Consider the following 25174-nt stretch of genomic DNA (forward strand, 5'->3'; position numbering starts at 1 on the left):
GGGCACGGTGTCGGTGGACTCGGTGGATCTGTCCAGGGAAGAGTCGGGTGCGCGAGGTAGTTCTCGTTGCCTCGCACGACGCGGACCTGTTCCCCGGCACGATCACCGAGAACATCTCGGCCGGTCCGTACGTGGACGAGGCGCTGACCGCGGCCGCTGTCGACGAGGTGGCCAGCGCGCTGCCCAACGGCGTGGCCACGGCCGTGACCGAGCGCGGGCGGTCGTTGTCCGGCGGGCAGCGGCAGCGGGTCGCGCTGGCCCGGGCGCTGGCCGTGGACGCCCCGGTGTTGGTGTTGCACGACCCGACCACCGCGGTCGACACCGTAACCGAGGCCCGGATCGCGGCCGGTCTTGCCGCGCTGCGGCGCGGCCGCACGACGATCATCGTGACCACCAGCCCGGCGCTGCTCGCGACGACCGATCGGGTCGTGCTGCTCGATGACGGCCGAATAGTGGAACAGGGCAGCCACGCCGTTCTCGCGGCGCGGGCCGACTACCGAGCGGCGGTGCTGGCGTGACCCGTCAACTTCTTCCCGTGGCCGACGGCCATCGCGTTCGCGCCGTCGTCGGCGAACTGTTCGGCCGGGCCAAGGCCCGCACCGCGGCCGCGTTCGCCATGCTGATCGCCGCTACGGCGATCGGACTGTTCACCGCTCCCCTCCTCGGCCGGATCATCGACCTGGTCGCGAGCCGCCGGCCGGCGGTCGAGCTGGTGACGCCGGTGGTGGAGTTGGTCCTGGTCGCTGTGGCCGGCGCGGCAGCGACCGCCGCCGGCATGTCGCTGGTGGCGCGGTTGGGCGAGACGATCCTGGCCGAGCTGCGGGAGCGGTTCGTCGCCCGTGCCCTCGGTTTGCCGTTGGACCAGCTGGAAAAGGCCGGTTCCGGCGACCTCACCACCCGGGTCACCAATGACGTGTCGGTGGTCGCCGATGCCGTGCGGCAGGCGCTGCCGGAGCTCGGCCGGTCGGTGCTGACGGTCGTGCTGACCCTCGGCGCGCTGGCCGTGCTGGACTGGCGGTTCCTGCTGGCGGCGCTGGTGGCCGTGCCGGTGCAGCTGCACACCGTGCGGTGGTACGTGCCGCGGGCCAAGCCGCTGTACGCCAGCCAGCGCGAAGCCGTTGGCACGCAACAACAGCAGCTGTTGGACACGATCGGCGGCGCACGGACCGTACGGGCCTTCCGGCTGTCCGACACACATCTGGCACGGGTACGGGAGCGATCCGAAGGCGCCGTCAACCTTGCGCTGCAAGGCATCCGGCTGGTCACGCGGTTCTACGCGCGGCTGAACCTGGCCGAGTTCGTCGGGCTGTCGGCCGTGCTGGCGGTGGGCTTTGTGCTGGTCGGCGCCAACCTGGCGACCGTCGGTGTGGCCACCGCCGCCGCGCTGTACTTCCACAGCCTGTTCGGGCCGATCACCACCGCGCTGGCCCTGGTCGACGATGCCCAGGCGGCCAACGCCAGCCTGGCCCGGCTGATCGGCGTGGCCGATCTTCCGCCGGCCGAGGAGCCCCACGAGCCGGCTCGGCCCGTCGACGCCTCGGTGAAGACCGCGGGCACCGGTTTCTCCTATGTGGACGGTCATCCGGTGCTGCGGGACGTGGACATCGCCGTCTCCCCGGGCGAGCGAGTGGCACTCGTCGGCGCGAGCGGCGCCGGCAAGACCACGCTGGCCAAGCTGATCGCCGGCATCCACCAGCCGACCGCCGGATCGATCACGCTCGGCGACGTGCCGCTGGAGGACCTCGGCCCCGACGGCATCCGCCGCACCGTGGCGCTGATCAGCCAGGAGGTGCACGTCTTCGCCGGTCCGCTGGCCGAGGACCTGCGCCTGGCCCGGCCGTCGGCCACCGACGCCGAGCTCCGCGACGCCCTCACGACGGTCGGCGCACTGTCCTGGGTGGACGGTCTGCCCGAGGGCCTCGCCACCGTGGTCGGCGAGGGCGGCCACCAGCTCACCGTGACCCAGGCCCAGCAGCTGGCCCTGGTGCGTCTCGTGCTGGCCGACCCGCCCATCGCCATCCTCGACGAGGCCACGGCCGATGCCGGCAGCGCCGGTTCCCGTGTTCTCGAGGCCTCCGCCGCCGCGGCTTTGCAAGGCCGCACCGCATTGGTCGTGGCCCACCGGCTCACCCAGGCCGCGGCGTCCGATCGCATTGTCGTGCTCGACGCCGGCGCGGTCGTGGAAACCGGCACTCACGAGGAATTGGTGGCCGCCGGCGGCCGGTATTCAACGCTCTGGGCCGCATGGTCGGGGCAAAGGGCCTGAAATACACGACGACCCGCCGGGAGGGATTCTCCCGGCGGGTCGTCCGGCCAGAGGGTGCGAGGCCCACGCGGAATAGCTACGAATCCATCGCGTCGGCCAGGGACTTCGGCCTCATGTCGGTCCAGTTCGCCTCGACGTGGTCGAGGCAGGCCTGCCGCGCATCCGGGCCGAAAGCCACGGTCCAGCCCGCCGGCACGTCGATTGCCGCCGGCCACAGGCTGTGCTGGTTCTCGGCGTTGACCAGCACCAGATAGGTGCCGTCCTGATCCTCGAACGGGTTCGTCATAGCGGTCTCCTCAGGCGGCGATGTCGGTGCGGGCGCCCTTGACGACCTCGGTCAGCTTCTGGATGACCGGAGTCGCCAGCACGGGATTGAAGCGGGGCTCGGTCGACCAGTCGGCGACCGCGCCGGCCTTGACCGCCGGCAGCTGGGCCCACGTCGGGATCTGCGCCAGCTGCTGCTTGGACAGGGCGAAGGTGCGGCTGTCGGACAGGATGAGGTCGGCCGGGTACTTGCCGGCCTGCTCCCAGCTCAGCGTCTCGAAGTAGTCGTCGGGGCCGGAGCCGTTGACCAGGTCGAGGCCGAGGTCGCGGTAGTAGGACAGGTCGGCGAAGAACTCCGGCTTGCCGACGTAGAGGTTGTCCTTGTCGCTGGACACGGCCAGCACCTTCAGGCCCGGCTTGGACTTGACGGCCGCCTTGAGGTCGTCGGAGGCCTGCTGGAAGTCGGCCTTGGCCTTGGTGATGGTCGGCGAGTTGGCGTCGCCGCCCAGCGCCACGGCGAGCTGCTCGTAGCGCTGGATCACCTTGGGCAGCGTGACCTTGTACTCCGACAGCGCCACGATGGGCGCGACCCTCTCCACCTTGCCGGTGAGGTCGTTCTGGATGACCCACAGGTCGGTCGGCTTGGCCCCGGACAGGCCGGTGACGACCAGGTCCGGCTTGAGGGCCGCGAACTTCTCCAGGCTGAAGTCGTCCCAGGCGTTGCCGACCGAGGTCTCGGCGGCCAGGTCGATGTTGCCGGCCTGGATCTCCTTCTTGCCGTCGGCGGTCTTCTGCGGTCCGAAGACGCCGATGGCGTGCACGCCGTAGTCCCACAGCGGGGCGGCCGAGCTGACGTAGGCCACCACCCGGGTCGGGCGCCGGTCACGGGTGATCTTCTGGCCTCGGTCGTCGGTGAACTCCCATGGCCCCGTCGACGCCGCCGCTCCCCCACCGTTGCCGTTGCCGCACGCGGCCAGCACCACGGTCGCCGCGACACCGCCCGCCCCGATCAGGAATCCACGCCTGCTCAGCCCGCCGGCGCCTTGAAACACGGACATGTTCACCTCTCGGCCAGATCTTAGGTTAGGCATACCTTATTTGGCGGACTGACCTGCGGCAACCGTCGGGGCGGGAGATGAGCCGGCTGTGATGGAGCCCTCCCTGCGGGTCATTGGCTTTCCTCCACCAACGCCGCCAAACCCGCTGCTGTCGGCGTCCGGAAGAACTCGGCGATCGGGACCTCCACCCCCACCCGCTCGGCGATCCTGTTGCGCAGCAGCACCAACAGCATCGAGTGGCCGCCGAGGGAGAACAGGTCGTCGTCGGCGCCGATGGACTCCAGCCCCAGCCCCAGCACCTCGGCGAAGACCTCGCACAGGGCGCGTTCCATCGGCGTGACCGGTTCGCGGCCGGCGGCGCCGAGTTCGGGCACGGGCAGGGCGGCACGGTCGAGCTTGCCGTTGCGGGTGACGGGGAAGGCATCCAACGGCACGATCGCCGCCGGCACCATGTACTCCGGCAACGAGCGGGACAACGCCCGGCGGAGTTCCTGTGGGTCGACATCGGCCGGCGTGGTGTAGGCGACGAGGCGCTTGTCCCCCGGGCGGTCCTCGCGAACGATCACGAAGGCCTGGTCCACATCGGGGTGGCGAACCAGCGCGGTCTCGATCTCGGCGGGTTCGATACGGAAGCCGCGGATCTTGACCTGATCGTCGCCACGACCGAGGTAGTCCAGCTGACCGTCGGACGTCCAGCGGGCGAGGTCGCCGGTGCGGTACATGCGATCCCCTGGCGCACCAAAGGGATCGGCAACGAAGCGCTCGGCGGTGAGCTCGGGCCGCCCGAGGTAGCCGCGGGCCAGCCCGGCGCCGGCGAGGTAGAGCTCGCCCCGGACGCCGACCGGCACCGGGTTCAGGTGATCGTCGAGGACGTAGGCGCGGGCGTTGGCGACCGGGCGGCCGACCACGGGCCGCTCGGAGTCCCGGATTCGGCCGACGAGGGCGTCGACGGTGGCCTCGGTCGGGCCGTAGAGGTTGTACGACTCCGTGCCGGGCAACGACTGGAAGGTCTCCCACAGCGGCTGCGGAACGGCCTCGCCACCGACGCCGATCACGCCGAGGGAGCACTTGCCGTCCTTGATCACGCCGGCGGCGGCGATCTGGGCGAAGTGCGACGGGGTCAGCTCGACGAAGTCGAGCCGGCGGTCGATCACCACCGCCGCCAGCCGGTCCGGGTCGCGGCGGGTGTCGTCGTCGACGACGTGCACCTCGTGCCCGTCGAGCATCCACAGCTGCGGCTGCCAGGAGGCGTCGAAGAAGAACGCCCAGGCGTGCCCGACCCTCAGCTGTCGCCCGCCGGCCTTGGCCACGGCCGGGCGGTAGAGGGTTTCCCGGTGGCTGTGGAACAAGTTCACCAGCCCGGAGTGCGGGATCACCACGCCCTTGGGCTTGCCCGTCGATCCGGACGTGTAGAGCACATAGGCGGGGTTCGACGGGGACGGCGGCGTGAGGACGGCATCACTGTCCACAATGTCCTCCACGAACAGGACTTGCCAGCCGGGCAGTCGATCGGCGAGCCCACGGGTGGTGATGATCAGCTTTGCATCGGCGTCGTCCAGCAGCGCGGCGAGGCGTTCGACCGGCTGGTCGGGGTCCACCGGCAGGTAAGCCGCACCCGACTTGAAGACGCCGAAGATCGCCTCGATCACGGCGGCGGAACGCGGCAACACCAGTGCCACCACGACTTCCGGGCCTGCGCCGTGGCTGGTGAGCCAGCGGGCGAGGCGGTCGGTGGTCGCCGCGAACTCCGCGAAGGTGGCGCTTCCGTTGGCGTCGCTCAGGGCGATCGCCTTGGGCGTGGCGACAACCTGCGCGGCAAGCCGGTCCACGACCGTCGGCGCGGTCATGGTGAGCCGCTCGCCGACGCCCCACTCTTGCAGGATCTGTTGCCGTTCACCGGTTTCCAGCACGTCGATGCGACTCAGCGGGCGATCCGGATCGGCCACGACGGCGGTCATCAGCCGGACCAGGCGTTGCCCGAGTGTGCGGGCGGTTGCCTCGTCGAACAGGTCGAGGCTGTACTCCAGCTCGCCGTCGATGCCGTCCGAGCCGGCGGTCTCGATCATGTCGAAGGACAAGTCGAACTTGGCCTGCCGCAGGCCCGTGTCCCGCCAGGACGCCGGCAGGCCCAGCAGCTGCTCCGGCCCGCCGTTGGCGTGGTAGACGGCCAGCATGACCTGGAACAGCGGGTGCCGGGCCAGCGAGCGCGGCGGGTTGAGCACTTCGACCAGGTGCTCGAACGGCAGGTCCTGGTGCGCGTAGGCGGCCAGGTCGGCTTCCCGCACTCGGGACAGCAGCTGGCGGAACGTCGGATCGCCGTCGGTGTCCGTGCGCAGCACGAGCGTGTTGACGAAGAACCCGGCCAGATCCTCCAATGCGTGATCGGTGCGGCCGGCGACGGGCGTGCCGAGCGGGATGTCGGTCCCCGCGCCGAGCCGGGTCAGCAGGGCGGCCAGCGCCGCCTGCAACACCATGAACGTGCTGGTGTCGCTGCCGTTCGCGAGTTCGCGGAGCCTTCGGTGCACCTCCGCCGGCACGGTGAACGGCACTACGCCGCCGCGGTTGGTGGCGCGGGCCGGGCGTTGCCGGTCGACCGGCAGCGTGAGCTCGTCGGGGATGCCGGCCAGGGTGTCCCACCAGAACGCGGCCTGCTGGCCGAGCAGGCTGTCCGGGTCGTCGGTCCGGCCGAAGACTTCGCGCTGCCACAGTGTGTAGTCCACGTACTGCACGGGCAGCGGAGTCCACTGTGGAACCTGACCGCTGCTGCGGGCGATGTAGGCGGTGTCCAGGTCCCGCTTGAGCGGGGACATCGACCAGCCGTCGCCGGCGATGTGGTGAACCAGCAGCACAATCACGTGCCGTCGCGGTCCGGTCGAGATCAGGCTGGCCCGGATCGGGATCTCCGCGTCCAGCCGGAAGCAGTAGCTTGCCGCTGCCGCGACCCGTTCGGTGACCTGTTCTTCGCTCACCGTCTCGGTTTCCAGCACCGGGATCGCTTCGTCCAACACGACCTGCCTCGGCGTGCCGTTCTCCTCGACGATGATCGTGCGCAGAATCTCGTGCCGGGCAACCACATCGGCCAGCGCCTGCCTTAACGCGCCCGTGTCGACCGGTCCGTCCAGCTCCCACGCCCAGGCGATGTTGTACGTCGGGTTGAGGCCGTCGAGCCGGTCGAGGAACCAGAGCCGCTGCTGCGCAAAGGACAGCGGCAGCACCTCCGGCCGCGCCACCCGCGTCAGCGCCCGCCGCCGCTCCCGTCCCGCGTCCAGCAGCTCCGCCAGCCGCGCCGGCGTCGGCGCGTCGAACACCGTCCGGATCTGCGCTTCCACCCCCAGCATCGCCCGGATCCGGCTCACCAGCCGGGTCGCCAGCAGCGAGTGCCCACCCAGGTCGAAGAAGCTGTCGTCCGCTCCCACCACCGGCACCCCGAGGACATCCGCGAACAGCTCGCACAGCGCCTGCCCCACCGGTGTCCTCTGCGTCCGGTCCGTCGTGTGCACCGCCGGCGCCGGCAACGCCCGCCGATCAAGCTTCCCGTTGGCGGTCAGCGGAATCTGCTCCAGCACCACGATCGCCGACGGCACCATATGCTCCGGCAGCCGCTCCCCCACCCTGGCCCTCAGCTCCGCCGCCAGCCCCGCCATCCGCCTGAACCGCCCCGGGTTTCCCGTGTACGACAGCAGCTGTTCGGCCCCCGGCGCAAAGGCATTCACCGGGAACCGGTCATCCGCCGCGAACACCACATCCACCGAACCGTCGCCAGTTGCCGACCACGTGACCACAGTCCGCCGACCCATGCGATCGCCGAGCCGGTACCAGTCCTCGGGGTTGATGCCGTCGGCGGTGCGGGCGTTGGGCACGTCGTTGACGCGGATCTCGGTGCCGTCTTTGAGGAGTGCGGCGACCTGTTCCACTGTGGACACATCGGTGCCCCAGGCGAGAGCATTGGCCGTGACGGGTTGGACGCGATGGGGGTCGGTGTGCAGGACGACGTCGTATCGGTACTGGGTGAGCTCGTTGACGGCCCGGCCCCGCTTGACCCGAATATCGGCGCCGGCAACACCGTCGATACCGGCGAAGAACTCGGGCGCTACGAGGAGTTCCTTCTCACGCATGAGGAGCTGCTCGATCAGGCGCTCGTCGCCGCGAGCCGTGGCGACGGCGGCGTGGAAGGCCCGGACCTGGCGGAGGTCACGGACGTCGCCGATTACCACGGCGCCACCGGTGGCGAGGAGGGACAAGGCATTACGAAGCACGTCGAGGAGGTAGGCGCCGTTGGGGAAGTACTGGACGACGGAGTTGAGCACGATGGTGTCGAAGAAGCCGGTGGGAAGGTCGCCGAGCGCGGCGGCCTCGGCGGTGCGGAGCTCGACCTTGCCGGCCAGCGCCGGGTCGGCGGCGACGCGGCGGCCGAGGGCGGCGATGACCTCGCCGGAAAGGTCGATGCCCCAGTAGCTTTCGCACTCGGGGGCCAACTCGGTGAGTAGCAGACCGGTGCCCACGCCGATTTCCAGGACGCGGCGGGGCCGCAGCTCGCGAATACGGGCCACCACGGCGTCCCGCCACTCGCGCATCTCCGCGAGCGGCAAGGGTTCGCCGTTGTAGCTGGAGTTCCAACCGATGAAGTTGTCGCCGTCCGGCACGGGCGTGGCGTACATGGAGTCGTACAGCTCGCGCCACTCGCCAACCTGCTCCTCGGGCTCGACATGGGCGTCGGCGGCCGGCACGACATAGCCGACGAGTCGCACGTCGCCGGGCCTGTCCTCGCGCGGGATGACAATGGCGTAGGCGACGGCCGGGTCCTGGGCCAGCACGGCCTCGATCTCGCCGGGTTCGATCCGGAACCCCCGGATCTTGACCTGCTCGTCCCCACGCCCGAGGAACTCCAACACCCCGTCAGTACGGAACCGAGCCACGTCTCCGGTCCGGTACAAGCGGGAACCCGGTGCGCCATGGGGATCCGCCACAAACCGCTCGGACGTCAACCCCGCACGCCCCAGATACCCACGGGCCAACTGCACCCCGGCCAGATACAGCTCACCCGGCGTACCCGGCGGCACCGGCCGCAGCGAAGCGTCCAGGACACAGGCCCGGGTGTTCCACACCGGACGTCCAATCGGGACAGTCTGCTCGACCGTCTTCAGATGCCACGCCGTCACGTCGACGGAGGCCTCGGTCGGACCATACAAATTGTGTAGTTCCGCAGAAAGCGTCCGATGGAACAACGCCACCGCCTCAGACGGCAACGCCTCACCGGAACACACCACCCGCCGCAGACTCACACACTCCGCCGCCCCGGGCTCCTGCAAGAAGACCTGGAGCATCGACGGCACAAAGTGGACAGTGGTGACCTGCTGCTCACGGATCAACCGGGCCAGATACACCGGATCCTTATGCCCCTCCGGCCGCGCCACCACCTCGGTCGCACCGACGATCAACGGCCACAGAAACTCCCACACCGACACGTCAAAACTCGACGACGTCTTCTGCAACACCTTGTCATCGGCCCGCAAGCCGAACTCGCCCTGCATCCACAACAACCGGTTCACGATGCCGGAATGCGACACCACCACACCCTTCGGACGACCCGTCGACCCCGACGTATAGATCACGTACGCCGGATTCTCCGGCCTCAAGGCCGTCGACACGGGCGTCGTCGGCCGGCCTGAGGCAGTGGCCGGGTCGTCCAGCAGCAGCGAGCCCGGAAGGCCGACAACAGATGTTGTCAACACCAGGGCCGGCTGGGCGTCGGCCAGCATGAACTCGATGCGCTCGGCCGGATAGCCCGGGTCGACCGGCAGATACGCCGCCCCGGCCTTCAGCACGGCCAGGATACCCACCACAAGGTGCACCGATCGTGGCAGCACGAGCGCCACCACCCGCTCCGGCCCGGCACCCCCCGCGATCAGCTCGTGGGCCAGCCGGTTCGAGGCCGCGTCCAGCTCGGCATAGGTGAGCTGCTCCCCCTCGAACACCAGCGCCGGATGATCGGGCGTCCGCAGGGCCTGCGCCGCGAACAGTTCCGGCACGGTCACCGCCGGAACATCAGCAGTCTCCCCGGACCACATGGACGCCAGACGGTCTCGCTCAGGATCCGTCAGGACGTCCAGCGCACCGATGCGGCTGTCGGGGGCGGCAACCACCTGCCGCAACAGTGACACCAGCCGGGCCAGCAGGGCTTCCACGTCGGCGCGGTCGAAGACGTCGCTGTTGTACTCGGCCGAGCCACGGATACCGGTGAGCCGGCCGGGGCGCTCGCCGACGAAAAACACCAGGTCCGCGCGAGAAGTGCCGGTCGAGACCGGCTCCTCCTCGGCCGTCAGGCCGGGCAGGTCGATGTCCGCGACGGCGTTGTTCTGCCATGACAGCATCGTCTGGAACAGCGGGTGGTGCGTCATCGACCGGACCGGGTTCAGGGCCTCGACCAGCCGCTCGAACGGCACGTCCTGATGGGCGTGGGCATCGAGGTTGCGGTCGCGGACCCGGGCCAGCAGGTCGCGGAACGACGGATCGCCGCCGGTGTCGACCCGCAACACCAGCATGTTCACGAAAAAGCCGACGAGCTCGTCCAACGCCTCGTCGGTTCGGCCGGCCACGGACGTGCCGATCGGGATGTCGCTGCCGGCGCCCAACCGGGAAAGCAGCGCCGTCAACGCGGCGTGCACGACCATGAACACCGTGGCGCCACAGGACAGCGCCAGCTCGGCGATACCCCGGTGCAGCTCGGCGTCCCACTCGAACGTGAAATGCTCGCCCTGGTACGACGACACCGCCGGATGCGGCCGGGTGGTCGGCAGCTCGATCCGCTCCGGCAGGCCGGCCAACGCCCGACGCCAGTAGTCCAGCTGCGGCTCGATCACCGCGTCGCCGAGGGCCTCCCGTTGCCACAGCGTGAAGTCGGCGTACTGGACGGGCAACAGAGTCCACTGTGGAGCATGACCGCGGCTGCGAGCCTGGTAGGCGATGCCGAGGTCCCGCCACAGCGGGGCCATCGACCAGCCGTCGCCGGCGATGTGGTGGAACATCATCAGCAGCACATGCTCGCGCTCACCCAGCTGGAACAGCGTCACCCGGAACTGGATCTCGGACTCCAGCCGGAACACCGTGGCCGCCGCCTCCGACACCGCAGCGGCCAGCGTTGCCTCGGTGGCCGTGCGAATGGGCAGCGGCACGTCGACGTCGTCGAGGACGAGCTGCCGGGCCTCGCCGTCGATCTCGGGGAACACCGTGCGCAGCGCCTCGTGCCGCTCGACGATGTCCCGCAACGCCAACCGCAGCGCCGCCACGTCGAGGTCACCGTTGAGCCGGACCGCCGCCGGCATGTTGTACGTCGCAGACGGGCCCTCGAAGCGGTGTAGGAACCACAGGCGCTGCTGAGCGAACGACAGCGGCAGCACGTCCGGCCGCGGGTCGGCCCGCACCAGCGCCGGCCGGGCCACTGCAGAGTCCGCTGTGGACAGTAGGCCAGCCAGACCGGCGACGGTCGGGGTCTCGAACACCGACCGCAGCTGGAGCTCGACACCGAACACCGAACGGAGCCGGGCGACCAGGCGGGTGGCCATCAGCGAATGGCCGCCCAGGGCGAAGAAATCGTCGTCGATGCCGACCGAGGCGACGTCGAGGACCTCGGCGAACAGTCCACAGAGGACCTCCTCGACCGGAGTCCGCGGCGCATGGCCGGCGGTGGCCTCCTGCACGTCGGCGCTGGGCAGGGCCCGGCGGTCCAGCTTGCCGGACGCCAGCAGCGGCAGCCGGTCCAGCATCACATAGGCCGACGGCATCATGTACTGCGGCAGGCGATCCCGCACGTGGGCGCGCAGCGAGGCGACCAGCGCGCTGTGATCCCGCTGGCCGGCCGGGTTGTTGCCCAAAGCGGCACGGGAGGCCCGGACCGGCCGGGATCGGTGGATGCGAGTCGGTGCACCGGTGGTGAACACGACCTCCAGGAGGCCTGCATCGGCCGTGACGGTCGCGTACATCTGATAGCCGAGGCTCGCCGCAAGCGCTTGCAGTGACTCGGGATCCACGCCGTCTCGTTCGTCCAGTGCGGACAGCGCGGTCTCGTTGTCGCCGACGGCCAGCGCGGCGATCGCCGCGAGCTCGCCCGACAACCGGGCGTTGGGCACGCCGGTCAGGCGCAAACGCCCCGGACGCTCGGACAGCAAACGTTTGGCGTCCTCGATCGTGTCGAAGGACGCGACGTGTTCCTCGACCGGGGCCGGCTTCACGGCCTTACGCATGATCACGTCGTAGCGGTGCCGGGTGAGCTCGTTGTGGGCGTGGCCCCGCTTCACCCAGACGTCGACGTCGTCGAAACCTTCGAACCCGGCGAAGTAGTCCGGGTCGAGCACGAGCTCACCCTCACGGGCGATCGCCTGCTCGACGGCGGCCATGGTGCGACGGCCGTGGCGCAGCTCGGTGCCGGTACGGAAGGCCTTGAGCGAGCGGAGGTTCCGGATGTCACCGAGGAAAATCACGCCGCCAGGACGGAGGTGCGCACCGGCCGTGCTGATTACCTCGGCCAGGTACTCGGTGCTCGGGAAGTACTGCGCGACGGAGTTGATGATCACCGTGTCGAACGGCTCTTCCGACAGCGCACCGAGGTCGTGCGCCGGACTGGCGGCCAAGTGCGCCTTGGCCGCCAGCTCCGGTGGCAAGGCCCGGCGCAGGTTGTCGACCGCCTTCTCGGAAAGGTCGACGCCCCAGTACTCATCGGCGTGAGGCGCTATCCGCGACACGATCAGGCCACTGCCGACGCCGATCTCCAGCACGCGCTTCGGCCGCAGCGACAAGATCCGCTCGACGGTCGCCGCGTGCCATTCCCGCATCTCGTCGAGGGGAATGGCGGTGCCGTCGTAGCTGGAGTTCCAGCCGGCGAAGTTCTCCTCCATGCCACCGGCGGCCGCAGCGGCGAACACGTCCTCGTGCAGCTCATGCCATTCGTCGACGTGACTGAGCTCGGCCTCCTCGTCGCGCGAGGCCGCCGGGACCACGTAGGCCAGCAGCCGCCCGTCCTTGGCGATCACCACCGACTGGCCGATCTGCCCGTGCTCCACCAGCACGGACTCGATCTCGCCGAGCTCGATCCGATACCCACGGATCTTGACCTGGTCATCGGCCCGACCGAGGAACACCAAGCGGCCGTCGGCCAGCCAACGCACCAGGTCACCGGTACGGTACAGCCGCCCGCCATCGCCGAACGGATCCGCCACGAACCGCTCCGACGTCAACCCTGCCCGCCCCAGGTACCCCCGCGCCAGACCAGATCCCGCGAGGTACAGCTCCCCCACGACGCCGGGCGGCACCGGCCGCAGGCTCGCATCCAGCACATACGCCTTCGTGCCTGGATCGGGGACGCCGATCGGCACGATCGGGCTCTCGGGATCACACAGGCCCAGGGTCGAGTTCGTCGTCGCCTCGGTCGGACCGTAGGCGTTGAACATCCGCCGACCCGGCGCCCACCGCCGCACCAACTCCGGTGACACACGCTCCGTGCCAGCGAGAAGCACGCTGTCCCGGGGCAGATCCAGTTCCTCGGGCATCTCCGCCAGCAAAGCCGGCGGCAAGATCATGAAGTTCACGTCGTTGGCGAACGCGTAGTCCACCAGCCCTGCCCCGGGAAACCGCAGCTCCGTCGGCACGACCACAAGCCGACCGCCGGACAGCAAACCCAGGCAGAGATCCCAGAACGCCACGTCAAAGCTCGGCGAGGCGAACTGCAACACCACGCTCTGCGGCCCGACCCCGAACCGCTCGACCTGCGTGGCGACGAGCTTGGCCACACCGGAGTGTTGCAGCACAACACCCTTGGGGCGACCGGAGGAGCCCGAGGTGTAGATCACGTATGCCGCGTCCTCCGGCTGGATGGTAATCCCGGGATCCACAGTGGACATATCAGCCAGTGCTGGGTCGTTCACGAGCACGCGCGGCACGTCCGCCGGCAGCTTGGCCTCGACGTCGGTGGTCGTGACGATGCACACCGGGGCCGAGTCCTCGACCATGAACGCGATCCGGTCGGCCGGGTAGTCGGCGTCCAGCGGCAGGTAGGCCGCCCCCGACTTGAGCACGGCCAGCTCGGCGATGATCATCTCGGCCGACCGGGGCACCGCGAGCCCCACGCCCCGCTCCGGGCCGGCGCCGCGCTCGATCAGCAGGCGCGCCAACTGGTTCGCCCGCGCGTCCAGCTCCGCATAGGTCAACTGGACGTCGTCGAAGACCAGCGCCACCTTGTCCGGCGCCTCGGTCACACGCCGAGAGAACAGTCCGGGGAACGTCTCGGTGCCGGCCGGGTCGAGGCTGCCGGCCCACTGCGTCAGCACCCGATCGTGCTCGTCGCCGGCCAGCAGGTCCAGCGCGCCGATCGGACGGTCCGGCGCGGCCAGTGCGGCCCGCACCAACACTTCGAGCCGCCACAGGATCGCGTTGGCCCCGGCGTGGTCGAAGACGTCGGTGTTGAACTCCAGCACGCCGCCGATGCCGGCCTCCCGCTCGGTCAGCGAGATCGACAGGTCGAACTTGGAGGTGCCGGTGGTCACCGGAACCTCGCTGACCGCCAGCCCCGGCAGCACGACCTCGGCGCGGGCGTTGTTCTGGCCGGCGATCATCACCTGGAACAGCGGGTGGTACGAGAGCGACCGGGCCGGGTTGAGCACCTCGACCAGCCGCTCGAAGGGCACGTCCTGATGGGCGTAGGCGTCGAGGTTTCGCTCCCGCACGCGGCCGATGAGCTCGCGGAACGTGGGCTCGCCGGCGGTGTCGACGCGCAGCACCAACGTGTTGACGAAGAACCCGACCAGCTCATCGAGGGCCTGATCGGTGCGGCCGGCGATGGGCGAGCCGATGGGCACGTCGGTGCCGGCGCCCAGCCGCGTGAGCAGCGCGGCCAGTGCCGCGTGCACGACCATGAACACGCTGGCCCCGGACTCGCGGGCGAGGGCCGCCAGGCCGGCGTGGAGGTCGGCGTCCCAGGCGAAGGTGTGCAGCTCTCCCCTGAACGTCGCGGTCGCCGGGTGCGGCCGGTCCAGCGGCAGCTGGATCCGCTCCGGCAGGCCGTCCAGCGTGTCACGCCAGTAGTCCAGCTGCGCCGACAGCACACTGTCCGGGTCGTCCTCACTGCCGAGCAGTTCGTGCTGCCACAGCGTGTAATCCGCGTACTGGACGGGCAGCTCCGTCCACTGTGGAGTCCGGCCGTCGAGGCGGGCGGTGTAGGCAGTGGCGATGTCGCGCCAGAGTGGGGCCATCGACCACCCGTCGGAGGCGATGTGGTGGAACACCAGGGCCAGCACGTGTTCCTTCTCGCCCAGTCGAAGGAGTTCCGTGCGCATCGGCGCGTGTCGTTCGAGGTCGAACGGCCCGCGCACGAGGCCGGTCAGCACCTCATCGAAGTCGGCCGGGGCGACGTCACGCAGTCGCAGGGTCGCGCCGGCGTCGTCCAGGATGTCCTGGTACGGAATGCCGTCACGCTGCGGAAACCGGGTCCGCAGTGCCTCGTGTCGACCGACCACATCGGACAGTGCGACGGCGAGCGCGTCGATGTCGAGGTCGCCTTCGAATCGCATGATCAGCGGCACGTTGTAGGTGGCGGACGGTCCTTCGAGCTGGTCGAGGAACCACAGTCGCCGCTGGGCGCCGGACAGCGGCACCAGCTCCGGCCTTGCGCGCCGAGTCGGCGACGGACGCGAGGCCGTGCCCGCCGTGCCCAGCCGGCCGGCCAGGCCCGCCGCGGTCGGCGTCTCGAACACCGACCGCACTCCAGCTCGACCCCGCACTCGGCTCGCACCCGCGCGATGAGCCGCGTGGCAAGCAGCGAGTGGCCGCCGAGTTCGAAGAAGCTGTCGTCCGGGCCCACCTTCGGCAGGCCGAGGATCTCCGCAAACAGCGCGCACAGCTGCCGCTCGGCCGGGCTCGCCGGCTCCCGGTCCGACGTCGCCTCCACCGGATCCGGCGACGGCAACGCCCGACGGTCGAGCTTCCCGTTGGCCGTCACCGGCAGCACATCCAGGACCACGATCGCCGACGGCACCATGTGCTCCGGCAGCCGCTCCGCGGCCAGCGCCCGGAGCTGGGTGGTCAGTGCCGTGATCCGACGGAATCGTCCCGGGTTTCCGGTGTACGACAGCAGCTGTTCACCACCGGGCCGCAATGCCCCGACCGGGAAGCGATCGTCCCCAGCGAACACCACATCGACCGAGCCGTCACCGGCTTCGGACCAGGTCACCGCGGTGCGGCGACCCAGGTCGAGGCCGAGGCGGTACCAGTCTTCGGGGTCGATGCCGTTGGCGGTGCGGGCGTTGGGCACGCCGTTGATCCGGAATTCGGTGCTGTTGTCGAGCAGCGTGGCGACCTCGTCCACAGTGGATACGTCTGTGCCCCAGGCGAAAGCGTTTGCGGTGACCGGCCAGACGCGCTGGGGGTCGGTGTGCAGGACGACGTCGTAGCGGTACTGGGTGAGCTCGTTGACGGCCCGACCCCGCTTGACCCGAATGTCGGCGCCGGCAATGCCGTCGATGCCGGCGAAGAACTCGGGCGCTACGAGGAGCTCCTTCTCGCGCAGCAGCCGCTGCTCAATGCGGTCTTCCTCACCCCGGGCCACGGCGACGGCGGTGTGGAAGGCCCGGACCTGGCGGAGGTCACGCACGTCACCGATGACCACGGCACCGCCGGGGGCAAGCAGGGCCAGGGCGCCGCGGAGCACGTCGAGCAGGTAGCTGCCGCTGGGGAAGTACTGGACGACGGAGTTGAGGACGATGGTATCGAAGTAGCCCTGGGGCAGGGCCGCGAGGCCGGCGGCGTCGGCGGTGCGGAGCTCGACCTTGCCGGCCAGCGCGGGGTTGGCCTCGACCCGGCGGCCCAGCGAGGCGATGACCTGGGCCGAAAAGTCGGTGCCCCAGTAGCTTTCGCAGTGCGGGGCGAGCTCGGTCAGCAGCAGGCCGGTGCCGACGCCCAGCTCCAGCACCCGGCGCGGCCGCAGCTCGGCGATCCGGGCCACGATCGCGTCCCGCCACTCCCGCGTGTCGTCGAGCGGGATCGGCTCGCCGGTGTAGCTGGAGTTCCAGCCGGTGAAGTCGTCGCCGTCAGCGCTCTCGACGGCGTACATGGAGTCGTACAGCTCGCGCCACTCGCCGACCTGCTCGGTCTGCTCGACCGGCTCCGCGTCCTCGGCCGCCGGGACGACGTAGCCGACCAGCCGCACATCGCCGGGCCGGTCTTCGCGCGGGATGACGACCGCGTGGGCCACACCATCATGGCTCGCCAGCGTCGCGGCGATCTCCCCCGGCTCGATCCGGAACCCGCGGATCTTGACCTGCTCATCCCCACGCCCGAGGAACTCCAACACCCCGTCAGTACGGAACCGAGCCACGTCTCCGGTCCGGTACATGCGGGAACCCGGTGCGCCATGGGGATCCGCCACGAACCGTTCGGACGTCAAGGCCGCGCGGCCGAGGTAGCCGCGGGCCAGCTGGACACCGGCCAAGTACAGCTCACCCAGCGTGCCCGGCGGCACCGGCCGCAGCGAAGCGTCCAGGACATAGGCCCGGGTGTTCCACACCGGACGTCCAATCGGGACAGTCTGCTCAGCCGTCTTCAAATGCCAGGCCGTCACGTCGACGGAGGCCTCGGTCGGGCCATACAGGTTGTGTAGGTCGGCCTTCAACGTGCGATGGAACAACGCCACCGCCTCCGGCGGCAACGCCTCACCGGAACACACCACCCGCCGCAGACTCACACACTCCGCCGCCCCGGGCTCCTGAAGGAACACCTGAAGCATCGACGGCACAAAGTGGACAGTGGTGACCTGCTGCTCACGGATCAACCGGGCCAGATACACCGGATCCTTATGCCCCTCCGGCCGCGCCACCACCTCGGTCGCACCGACGATCAACGGCCACAGAAACTCCCACACCGACACGTCAAAACTCGACGACGTCTTCTGCAACACACGATCATCGGCTTGGAGACCGTACTCGTCCTGCATCCACAGCAGGCGGTTCACGATGCCGGAATGCGACACCACCACACCCTTGGGACGACCCGTCGACCCCGACGTATAGATCACGTACGCCGGATTCTCCGGCCTCAAGGCCGTCGAGACCGGCGTCGCCGGCATGCCGGCCAGTTCGTCGATCAACGCCGGGTCGTCCAGCACCAAGGCCCCGGACAAGCCGACAACACTTGTTGTCAACACCAGGGCCGGCTGGGCGTCGGCCAGCATGAACTCGATGCGCTCGGCCGGATAGCCCGGGTCCAGCGGCAGATACGCCGCCCCGGCCTTGAGCACGGCCAGGATGCCCACCACCAGGTGCACCGACCGCGGCAACGCCAGCGCCACCACGTGCTCCGGCCCCACACCCCGCGCGATCAACGCGTGCGCAAGCCGATCGGAGGCGGCATCGAGCTCGGCGTAGCTGAGCTCCTCCCCCTCGAACCACAGCGCCGGGTGATCAGGCGTCCTCGCAACCTGCGCCGCGAACAGCTCCGGCACGGTCACCGCCGGCACATCGGCCACGTCCCCGGACCACACGGTCTCCAGCCGGTCCCGCTCCGTCGCGGTGAGCACATCGAGGCTGCTCAGGCGGCGCTCCGGGTTCGCGACAGTCTGGCGCAGCAGCACCACCAGCCGGCCCAGGATCGCATCGACGGTGGCGCGGTCGAAGACCTCGGCGTTGAACTCGGTCTGGCCGTGGATGCCGTCGGCCCGCTCGGTCAGCGAGATCCACAGGTCGAACTTGGCCGTGCCGGTGCCGACCGGCTGCTCGGCCACGCTCAGCCCGGGCAGCGCCACCTCGGACGCAGGCGTGTTCTGCCAGGCCAACATGGTCTGGAACAGCGGGTGGTAGGCCAGCGACCGGGTCGGGTTCAGCGCCTCGACCAGCCGCTCGAACGGCACGTCCTGATGGGCGTAGGCGTCGAGACTGCGCTCACGGACCCGAGCCACGAGATCCCGGAAGGACGGGTCGCCGTCGGTGTTCACCCGCAGCACCAACGTGTTCACGAAGAACCCGACCAGGTTGTCCAGCGCCTGATCGGCGCGGCCGGCGATGGGCGTGCCGATGGGGATGTCGGCGCCGCCGCCGAGCCGGGACAGCAGGGCCGTCAGGCCGGCGTGCACGACCATGAACACGCTGGAGCCGCACACCCGGGCGAGGTCGGCCAGGCCGGTCAGCAACTCCTCGTCCCAGGCGAAGGTGAAGTGCTCGCCCCGGTACGAGGACACGGCCGGGTGTGGCCGGTCCAGCGGCAGCGCGATCCGCTCCGGCAGGCCGTCCAATGTCTTGCGCCAGTACGCCAGCTGGGCCGCTTCGTCGGTGGCCAACAGATCTCGCTGCCACAGCGTGTAATCCACGTATTGCACGGGTAGCTGGATCCACTGTGGAACGTCGTCGCGGCGGCGGGCCGTGTAGGCGGTGGCGATATCCCGCCACAGCGGGCCGATCGACCATCCGTCGGCGGCAATGTGGTGCACCACCAGCACAAAGACGTGCCGACGCTGGTCGACGGCCAACAGCTCGGCCCGAACCACCGGGCCGGCCTCCAGGTCGAACACCGTGCGCACGATGTCGTCGATCGCGGCATCCACTTCGGACTCGGCAACGGGCCGCACGGCCAGCTCGACCGGCGACGACGGCAGAACATGCTGGTGCGGAACGCCATCCGCGGTCGGGAACACCGTGCGCAGCGCCTCGTGCCGGTCCAGCACGTCGGCCAACGCTGCGCGCAACGCCTCGACGTCCAGCTCACCGGACAGGCGCATGACGAACGGCACGTTGTAGGTGGCCGAACCGCCTTCGAGCCCGTGCAGGAACCACAGTCGCTGCTGCGCAAAGGACAACGGGACCAGCGACGGCCGATCCTCGACGCGGACCAGCGCCGGGCGCTCGACACCGGACACCGCGCCGGCCAGCTGATCCGACAGGGCGGCGGCGGTCGATGCGTCGAACACGGCCCGCACCGGCACCTCGGCCCCGACGGCGGAGCGGATGCGCTGGATCAGGCGGGTCGCGGTCAGCGAATGGCCGCCCAGGTCGAAGAAATCGTCGTCCGGCCCGACCCGGGGCACGTCCAGGACGTCGGCGAACAGCTCGCACAGCAACTGCTCGACGGGGTTGCGGGCGGCGCGGCCCTGCCCGGCCGAAGGCTGCTCCGGCCGGGGCAGGGCGTTGCGGTCCAGCTTGCCCGACGCCAACACCGGCAGGTGGTCCAGGACCACGAACGCCGACGGCACCATGTACTGCGGCAACCGATCCCGCACATGCGCCCGCAGCGACGACACCAGGCCGGCGGTCCCCCGACGGGCCGCCGGGTTGTTCGCCCGGGTCTTGGCCTGCGTCGGCCGGTAGGCGGGGCCGTCCTCGCCCTTCGAGAAGACGACGTCCAGCCAACCTGCCTCGGCGGTCACCGTGACGGCCACCCGGACACCCACCCGTTCGCCGAGTCGGTGCAGGTCCTCCGGGTCGATCCCGGCCCGACCGTCGAGCGCTGTGAGAGCCAGACCCGGGTTTGCCTCGTGCAGCGCGCGGACCGCGGCCAGCTCGCCGGACAGGCGCGCGTCCGGCACGCCCGTGACGCGCAGCCGCGCCGGCCGGTCGACGACCAGAAGCCGTTCCACGGCAGCGAGATCGCTGAACTCGATCACCTGCTCCTCGACCGGCCGGCGCGGGGCCTTGCGCAGGACGACGTCGTAACGGTGTCGGGTCAGTTCGTTGTGGGCCGCACCGCGTTTGACCAGCACGTCGACGTCGTCCAGGCCGTCGAAGCCGGTGAAGAAGTCCGGGTCGAGCACCAGCTCGCCCTCCCGGGCGATGGCCTGCTCGACGGTGGCCATGGTGCGGCGGCCGTGCCTGAGCTCGGTGGCCGTCCGGAAAGCTTTGAGGGACCGCAGATTCCGGATGTCGCCGAGGAAGATCACGCCGCCCGGGGCCAGCCGGGCGGCGACGTTCCTGATCACGTCGGCCAGGTAGTCCGCGCTCGGGAAGTACTGCGCGACGGAGTTGATGACCACCGTGTCGAACGGCTCGTCCGACAGCTCCCCCAGATCGTGCGCCGGTCGGGCGGCCAGATGCACCTTGTCCGCCAGCTCCGGCGGCAGCGCCCGCCGCAGATTGTCGACCGCCTTCTCGGAAAGGTCGACGCCCCAATACTGTTCGACCTCAGGCGCGACCTTCGACACGATCAGCCCGCTGCCGACGCCGATCTCCAGCACGCGCTTCGGCCGCAGCGACAGGATCCGCTCGATGGTCGCCGCGTGCCACTCCCGCATCTCGTCCAGGGGGATCTCGGAGCCGTCGTAGCTGGAGTTCCAGCCGACAAAGTTCTCTTCCATACCACCGGCTTCGGCGCCGGTGAACACGTCCTCGTGCAGCTCATGCCATTCGTTGACGTGCTCCAGCTCCGATTCGTCGTCGCGGCCGGCCGCCGGCACGGCGTAGGCGATGAGGCGGCTGTCCTGAGCGATCACCACCGACTGCGCGACCCGCGGGTGTTCGGTGAGCACTGATTCGATCTCGCCGAGCTCGATCCGATAACCGCGGATCTTGACCTGGTCATCGGCTCGGCCGAGGAACACCAAGCGTCCGTCGGCCAGCCAGCGGACTAAGTCGCCGGTGCGGTACAGCCGGCCGCCGTCGCCGAACGGATCGGCCACGAACCGCTCCGACGTCAGCGCCGCCCGGCCCAGATACCCCCGCGCCAGACCGGAACCCGACAGGTAGAGCTCGCCGACCACGCCGGGAGGAACCGGCCGCAGGCTCGCATCCAGCACATACGCCTTCGTGCCCGGGTCCGGGATGCCGATCGGCACGATGGAGCTCGCCGGATCGCACAGGCCCAGGGTCGAGTTCGTCGTCGCCTCGGTCGGACCGTACGCGTTGAACATCCGCCGACCCGGCGCCCAACGGCGCACCAACTCCGGCGACACACGCTCCGTACCGGCCAGCAACACGCTGTCCGTCGGCAGATCAAGGTCTTCCGGCAGCTCGGCCAGCAGCGCCGGCGGGAGGATCATGAAGTTCACGTCGTGGGCGTGGGCGTACTCCACGAGACCGGGCCCCGGGAAGCGCAGCTCGGACGGCACAATCACCAGCCGACCACCGGACAGCAAACCCAGGCACAGATCCCAGAACGCCACGTCAAAGCTCGGCGACGCGAACTGCAACACGCGGCTCTGCGGGCCGACGCCGAAGCGCTGCACCTGCGTCGCCACCAGCTTGGCTACGCCGGCGTGTGACACCACGACGCCCTTGGGCCGGCCCGTCGAGCCCGACGTGTAGATCACGTAGGCCGCGTTGGCCGGGACGATCTCGGCGGCCGGGTCGGTCGACGGCGCGGCCTCCAGGTCGAGCTCGTCCAGCAGCACGACGTCGCCGTCGAAGCGGTCGGCCAGGTCGCGCGTGGTCACGACGCACACCGGGCCGGCGTCGGACACCATGAACGCGATGCGCTCGGCCGGATAGTCCTCGTCCAGCGGCAGATACGCGGCCCCAGCCTTGAGCACGGCCAGCTCGGCGACGATCATCTCGATCGACCGCGGCACTGCCAGCGCGACCACCCGCTCCGGGCCGGCGCCGTGCCCGATCAGGACGTGCGCGAGGCGGTTGGCCCGGGCGTCGAGCTCGGCGTAGGTGAGCTGAATGTCCTTGAACACCAAGGCAATCGCGTCGGGCGTCGCCTGCACTCGGGCCGCGAACAGGTCCAGCAGCGTGACGAGCTCGGAGTCGAGATCGGTGTCGTCCAGTCGACGAGTAGTTGCCGAACCTCGTTCTCCGACAGCAAGTTCAGCTGTCCGACCGGGCACTGTGGACGGTCGAAGGCGTCTTGCAGCAACCGCTCCAGGTGCCGCAGCATGCGGTCCACTGTGGACCCGTCGAGGACGTCCTCGCGGTAGCGGGCTTCGAGCACGGCACCGTCGAGGGACACAATCAGATCCAGCGGCAGGTCGGTCTGCGCGTCGAACCCGACGTTGACCAGCACGGCCCCGCCGCGGCCCCGCTCCGGCTGCAGCTCGCCGATCAGTTCGTCGAACGGGACCTCGTGCGCCAACGCCTCCGCGTGAGCGGCGCGGACCCGCGACTCGACCTCCGCGAAGCTCGGCGAACCGGCGAGATCCACCCGAATCGGGATCAATGACCCCGTGCCGAAGACGATGTCCGCCGTGCCCGCGTACCGGTGCAGCAGCACCGCGAAGCCGGCCATCACCGAGACGTCGTTCAGTCGGTCGATCACCGTCAGTGCACGGGTGCGGCGGCCCCGCGGTGGCACGGGCTCGGCCGGGTGCGGCCGGTCCACCGGCAGCAGCAGCTCCTTCGGCGCGGTGGCAAGGCGATCGAGCCAGAACCCGAAGTCCGCGACGTGCTGCACAGCGTCACCGTTGCTCACCGGTAGACCAGCCTCCCGCTGCTCACGGTGCCCGCGACCGGGCACAAACTTAGGTGACCCTAACAAAAGGAAGGTTAGGATGCACTCCATAGTGTTAGCCTTACCTAAATTCGTACCCATCGGAGGCGTGGTGCGGCCAGACCTCGAAGGCGTCGTTCTCCCGCGACGTCCGCCACAGCAGGCGGCGCGGGCGCTCGGCCTGGTGGCCGCGGTCGGCGTGCTGGCGCTGCTGTGCCTGCTGAGCATCTGGCTGGGATCCAAGGAGATCTCGTTCGGCGACGTCTGGCGGGTGCTGGTGCACAACGACGGCTCGGCCGACGCCGTGATCATCCACAGTGTCCGGATGCCTCGCACCGCGCTGGGCCTGCTGGTCGGGGCCGCGCTGGGCCTGGCCGGCACGGTGATGCAGGCCCTGACCCGCAACCCGCTGGCCGACCCGGGGCTGCTCGGCGTCAGCGCCGGCGCGGCGTTCGCCATCGTGTTCTCGATCACCGTGGTCGGCGTGAGCTCGCTGTACGGCTACATCTGGTTCGCGTTCGGCGGCGCGATGGCCGCCACCGCCGTCGTCTACTTCCTCGGCACGCGAGGCAATGCCGGCTCCAGCCCGGTGAAACTCACACTGGCCGGGGCCGCCGTCACCGCGCTGCTGGGGTCGTTCACGAGCGCGATGGTGCTGAGGGACCCGGCCGCGCTCAACCGCTTCCGGTTCTGGTCGGCCGGCTCGCTCACCGGCGCCGACACCACCCAGCTGCTCCAGGTGTCGCCGTTTCTGCTGGTCGGCGCCGTGCTGGCGATCGCATGCGGACCGGCGCTGAACAGCCTCGCCCTCGGTGACGACGTCGCCGTGGCGCTCGGGCGGCGGCTCGGGCCGCTGCGGCTGCGCGGCGCGCTGGCCGTCACGCTGCTGACCGGCGCGGCCGTCGCCGTCGCCGGGCCGATCGTCTTCCTCGGCTTGATCATCCCGCACGCCGTGCGGTTCGCCATCGGCCCCGACCACCGCTGGCTGCTGCCGTACTCCGCGGTGCTCGCGCCGGTGCTGCTGCTGGCCGCCGACATCCTCGGCCGAATCCTGGCTCGGCCCGGCGAGATCCGCGCCGGCGTGATCGTGGCGTTCATCGGCGCGCCGGTGTTCATCCACCTGGTCCGCAGGCGCAAGCAGCTGGAGTCGTGACATGAGCCTGCCCGTGACCATCCGCCTCGCCAGGCCCGCGGTGTCCGTGCGGGTGCGACCACGCGTCGCTCTGGTCGGCCTCGTGCTGCTGGTGCTGGCGTTTCTGTTGCTGTGCTTGGGCATGACCATCGGCGAGGTGCCGATGGGGCTGTCCGACGTGCTGTCCGGGCTGTTCGGCGTCGGCGACACCGGGAACGGCTACATCGTGCAGGAGCTCCGGCTGCCGCGGGCGCTGACCGGCCTGTTGGCCGGGCTGGCGTTCGGCGCCTCGGGCGCGGTGTTCCAGACCATCACCCGCAATCCGCTGGCCAGCCCCGACATGATCGGGATCAACGCCGGCGCGGCAACAGCTGTTGTCGCCGGCCTGGCCTTCGGTTTCGGCGATGGGCTCGGCAGCACCTCACTCGGGCTGCTCGGCGGTCTGGCATCCGGATTGATCGTCTACGTGCTGGCGTGGCGGCGCGGCACCAGCGGCTACCGCATTCTGTTGGTGGGCATCGGTATTTCGGCGATGTGCACCAGCCTGACCGACTATCTGCTCAGCAAGGCGCAGATCACCGAGGCGCAGGCGTCGATGGGCTGGCTCGTCGGCAATCTGGCCAATCGCGGCTGGGACAACGTGGTGCCACTGTTCGCGGCGTTCGTCGTACTCTTTCCTTTGGTGCTGGGCCTTTCACGGTGGATGAGCACGCTCCAGCTCGGGGACGAGGTGGCCGCCGGTCTCGGCACCCCGGTGCAGCCCGTGCGGCTCGGCCTGTTGTTGGCCGGCGCCGGTCTCGTCGCGTTCGCCACGGCTTCGGCCGGCCCCATCGCCTTCGTGGCCCTGACCGCCCCGCAGATCGCGCAGCGGCTGGCCCGGCTGTCGTCGCCGCCGGTCGTCGCGTCCGCGCTCGGCGGCGCGGTTCTGGTGCTGGGCAGCGACATCGTGGCCCGCGTGATCACCCCGACCGGCCTGCCGGTCGGCATCGTGACCGGCGCGCTCGGCGCCCCGGTCCTGCTCTGGCTGCTGGTCAGGGCCAACCGTTCCGGCTCCGGAGGCTGACA

7 protein-coding genes and 2 pseudogenes are annotated in these 25174 nt (G+C 70.0%); 4 read left to right on the forward strand and 5 right to left on the reverse strand.

Features of this window, described 5'->3' with window-relative positions:
* Both KUTG_RS07080 and KUTG_RS07085 read left to right on the forward strand, forming a co-directional pair.
* Window positions 1-518: pseudogene (locus KUTG_RS07080) on the forward strand (ATP-binding cassette domain-containing protein); the annotation flags it as partial.
* Complete coding sequence (locus tag KUTG_RS07085) at window positions 515-2266, forward strand: ABC transporter ATP-binding protein (protein WP_043715779.1); 1752 nt, start codon at window positions 515-517, stop codon at window positions 2264-2266. The pseudogene KUTG_RS07080 and the gene KUTG_RS07085, both read left to right, overlap by 4 nt.
* A 76-nt stretch (window positions 2267-2342) precedes the next feature.
* Here KUTG_RS07085 and KUTG_RS07090 read toward each other — a convergent pair whose 3' ends face one another.
* The 5 genes and pseudogenes from KUTG_RS07090 to KUTG_RS07105 all read right to left on the reverse strand — a co-directional run bounded on the left by KUTG_RS07090 (window position 2343) and on the right by KUTG_RS07105 (window position 22959).
* The gene (locus tag KUTG_RS07090; protein ID WP_043715781.1) at window positions 2343-2552 is read right to left on the reverse strand and encodes an MbtH family protein; all 210 of its coding nucleotides are present in this window, start codon (window positions 2550-2552) and stop codon (window positions 2343-2345) included.
* Between the two features lie 10 nt (window positions 2553-2562).
* Window positions 2563-3588, reverse strand: a complete 1026-nt coding sequence (locus tag KUTG_RS07095) for an ABC transporter substrate-binding protein (RefSeq protein WP_043728567.1) — start codon at window positions 3586-3588, stop codon at window positions 2563-2565.
* Between the two features lie 110 nt (window positions 3589-3698).
* Window positions 3699-15329, reverse strand: coding sequence for a non-ribosomal peptide synthetase (locus KUTG_RS58105; protein ID WP_198047050.1), 11631 nt, complete (start codon window positions 15327-15329; stop codon window positions 3699-3701).
* A 71-nt stretch (window positions 15330-15400) separates the two neighbouring features.
* Window positions 15401-22258 (reverse strand): annotated as a pseudogene (locus KUTG_RS63285) (amino acid adenylation domain-containing protein); the annotation flags it as partial.
* Window positions 22159-22959: a hypothetical protein gene (locus KUTG_RS07105; RefSeq protein ID WP_043715783.1), complete on the reverse strand. Its 801-nt coding sequence runs from the start codon at window positions 22957-22959 to the stop codon at window positions 22159-22161. The pseudogene KUTG_RS63285 and the gene KUTG_RS07105, both read right to left, overlap by 100 nt.
* 130 nt (window positions 22960-23089) lie before the next feature.
* Between KUTG_RS07105 and KUTG_RS07110 the strand changes: the two genes are divergently transcribed.
* Together KUTG_RS07110 and KUTG_RS07115 are read left to right on the forward strand one after the other, a co-directional pair.
* Window positions 23090-24130 (forward strand): FecCD family ABC transporter permease, encoded by a 1041-nt coding sequence (locus KUTG_RS07110; protein WP_043728570.1) that lies wholly within the window; start codon window positions 23090-23092, stop codon window positions 24128-24130.
* 1 nt (window position 24131) lies between these two features.
* On the forward strand, window positions 24132-25172 hold the full coding sequence (locus KUTG_RS07115) for a FecCD family ABC transporter permease (RefSeq protein WP_043715784.1): 1041 nt from the start codon (window positions 24132-24134) through the stop codon (window positions 25170-25172).
* Window positions 25173-25174: the final 2 nt, after the last annotated feature.

This window comes from Kutzneria sp. 744 (assembly GCF_000568255.1).
Taxonomy (GTDB): Bacteria; Actinomycetota; Actinomycetes; order Mycobacteriales; family Pseudonocardiaceae; genus Kutzneria.

Coding starts and splice junctions, on each gene's coding strand:
- KUTG_RS07115 (WP_043715784.1), top strand. CDS start 24,132: ATGAGCCTGCCCGTGACCATCCGCCTCGCCAGGCCCGCGGTGTCCGTG.
- KUTG_RS07090 (WP_043715781.1), bottom strand. CDS start 2,552: ATGACGAACCCGTTCGAGGATCAGGACGGCACCTATCTGGTGCTGGTC.
- KUTG_RS07095 (WP_043728567.1), bottom strand. CDS start 3,588: ATGTCCGTGTTTCAAGGCGCCGGCGGGCTGAGCAGGCGTGGATTCCTG.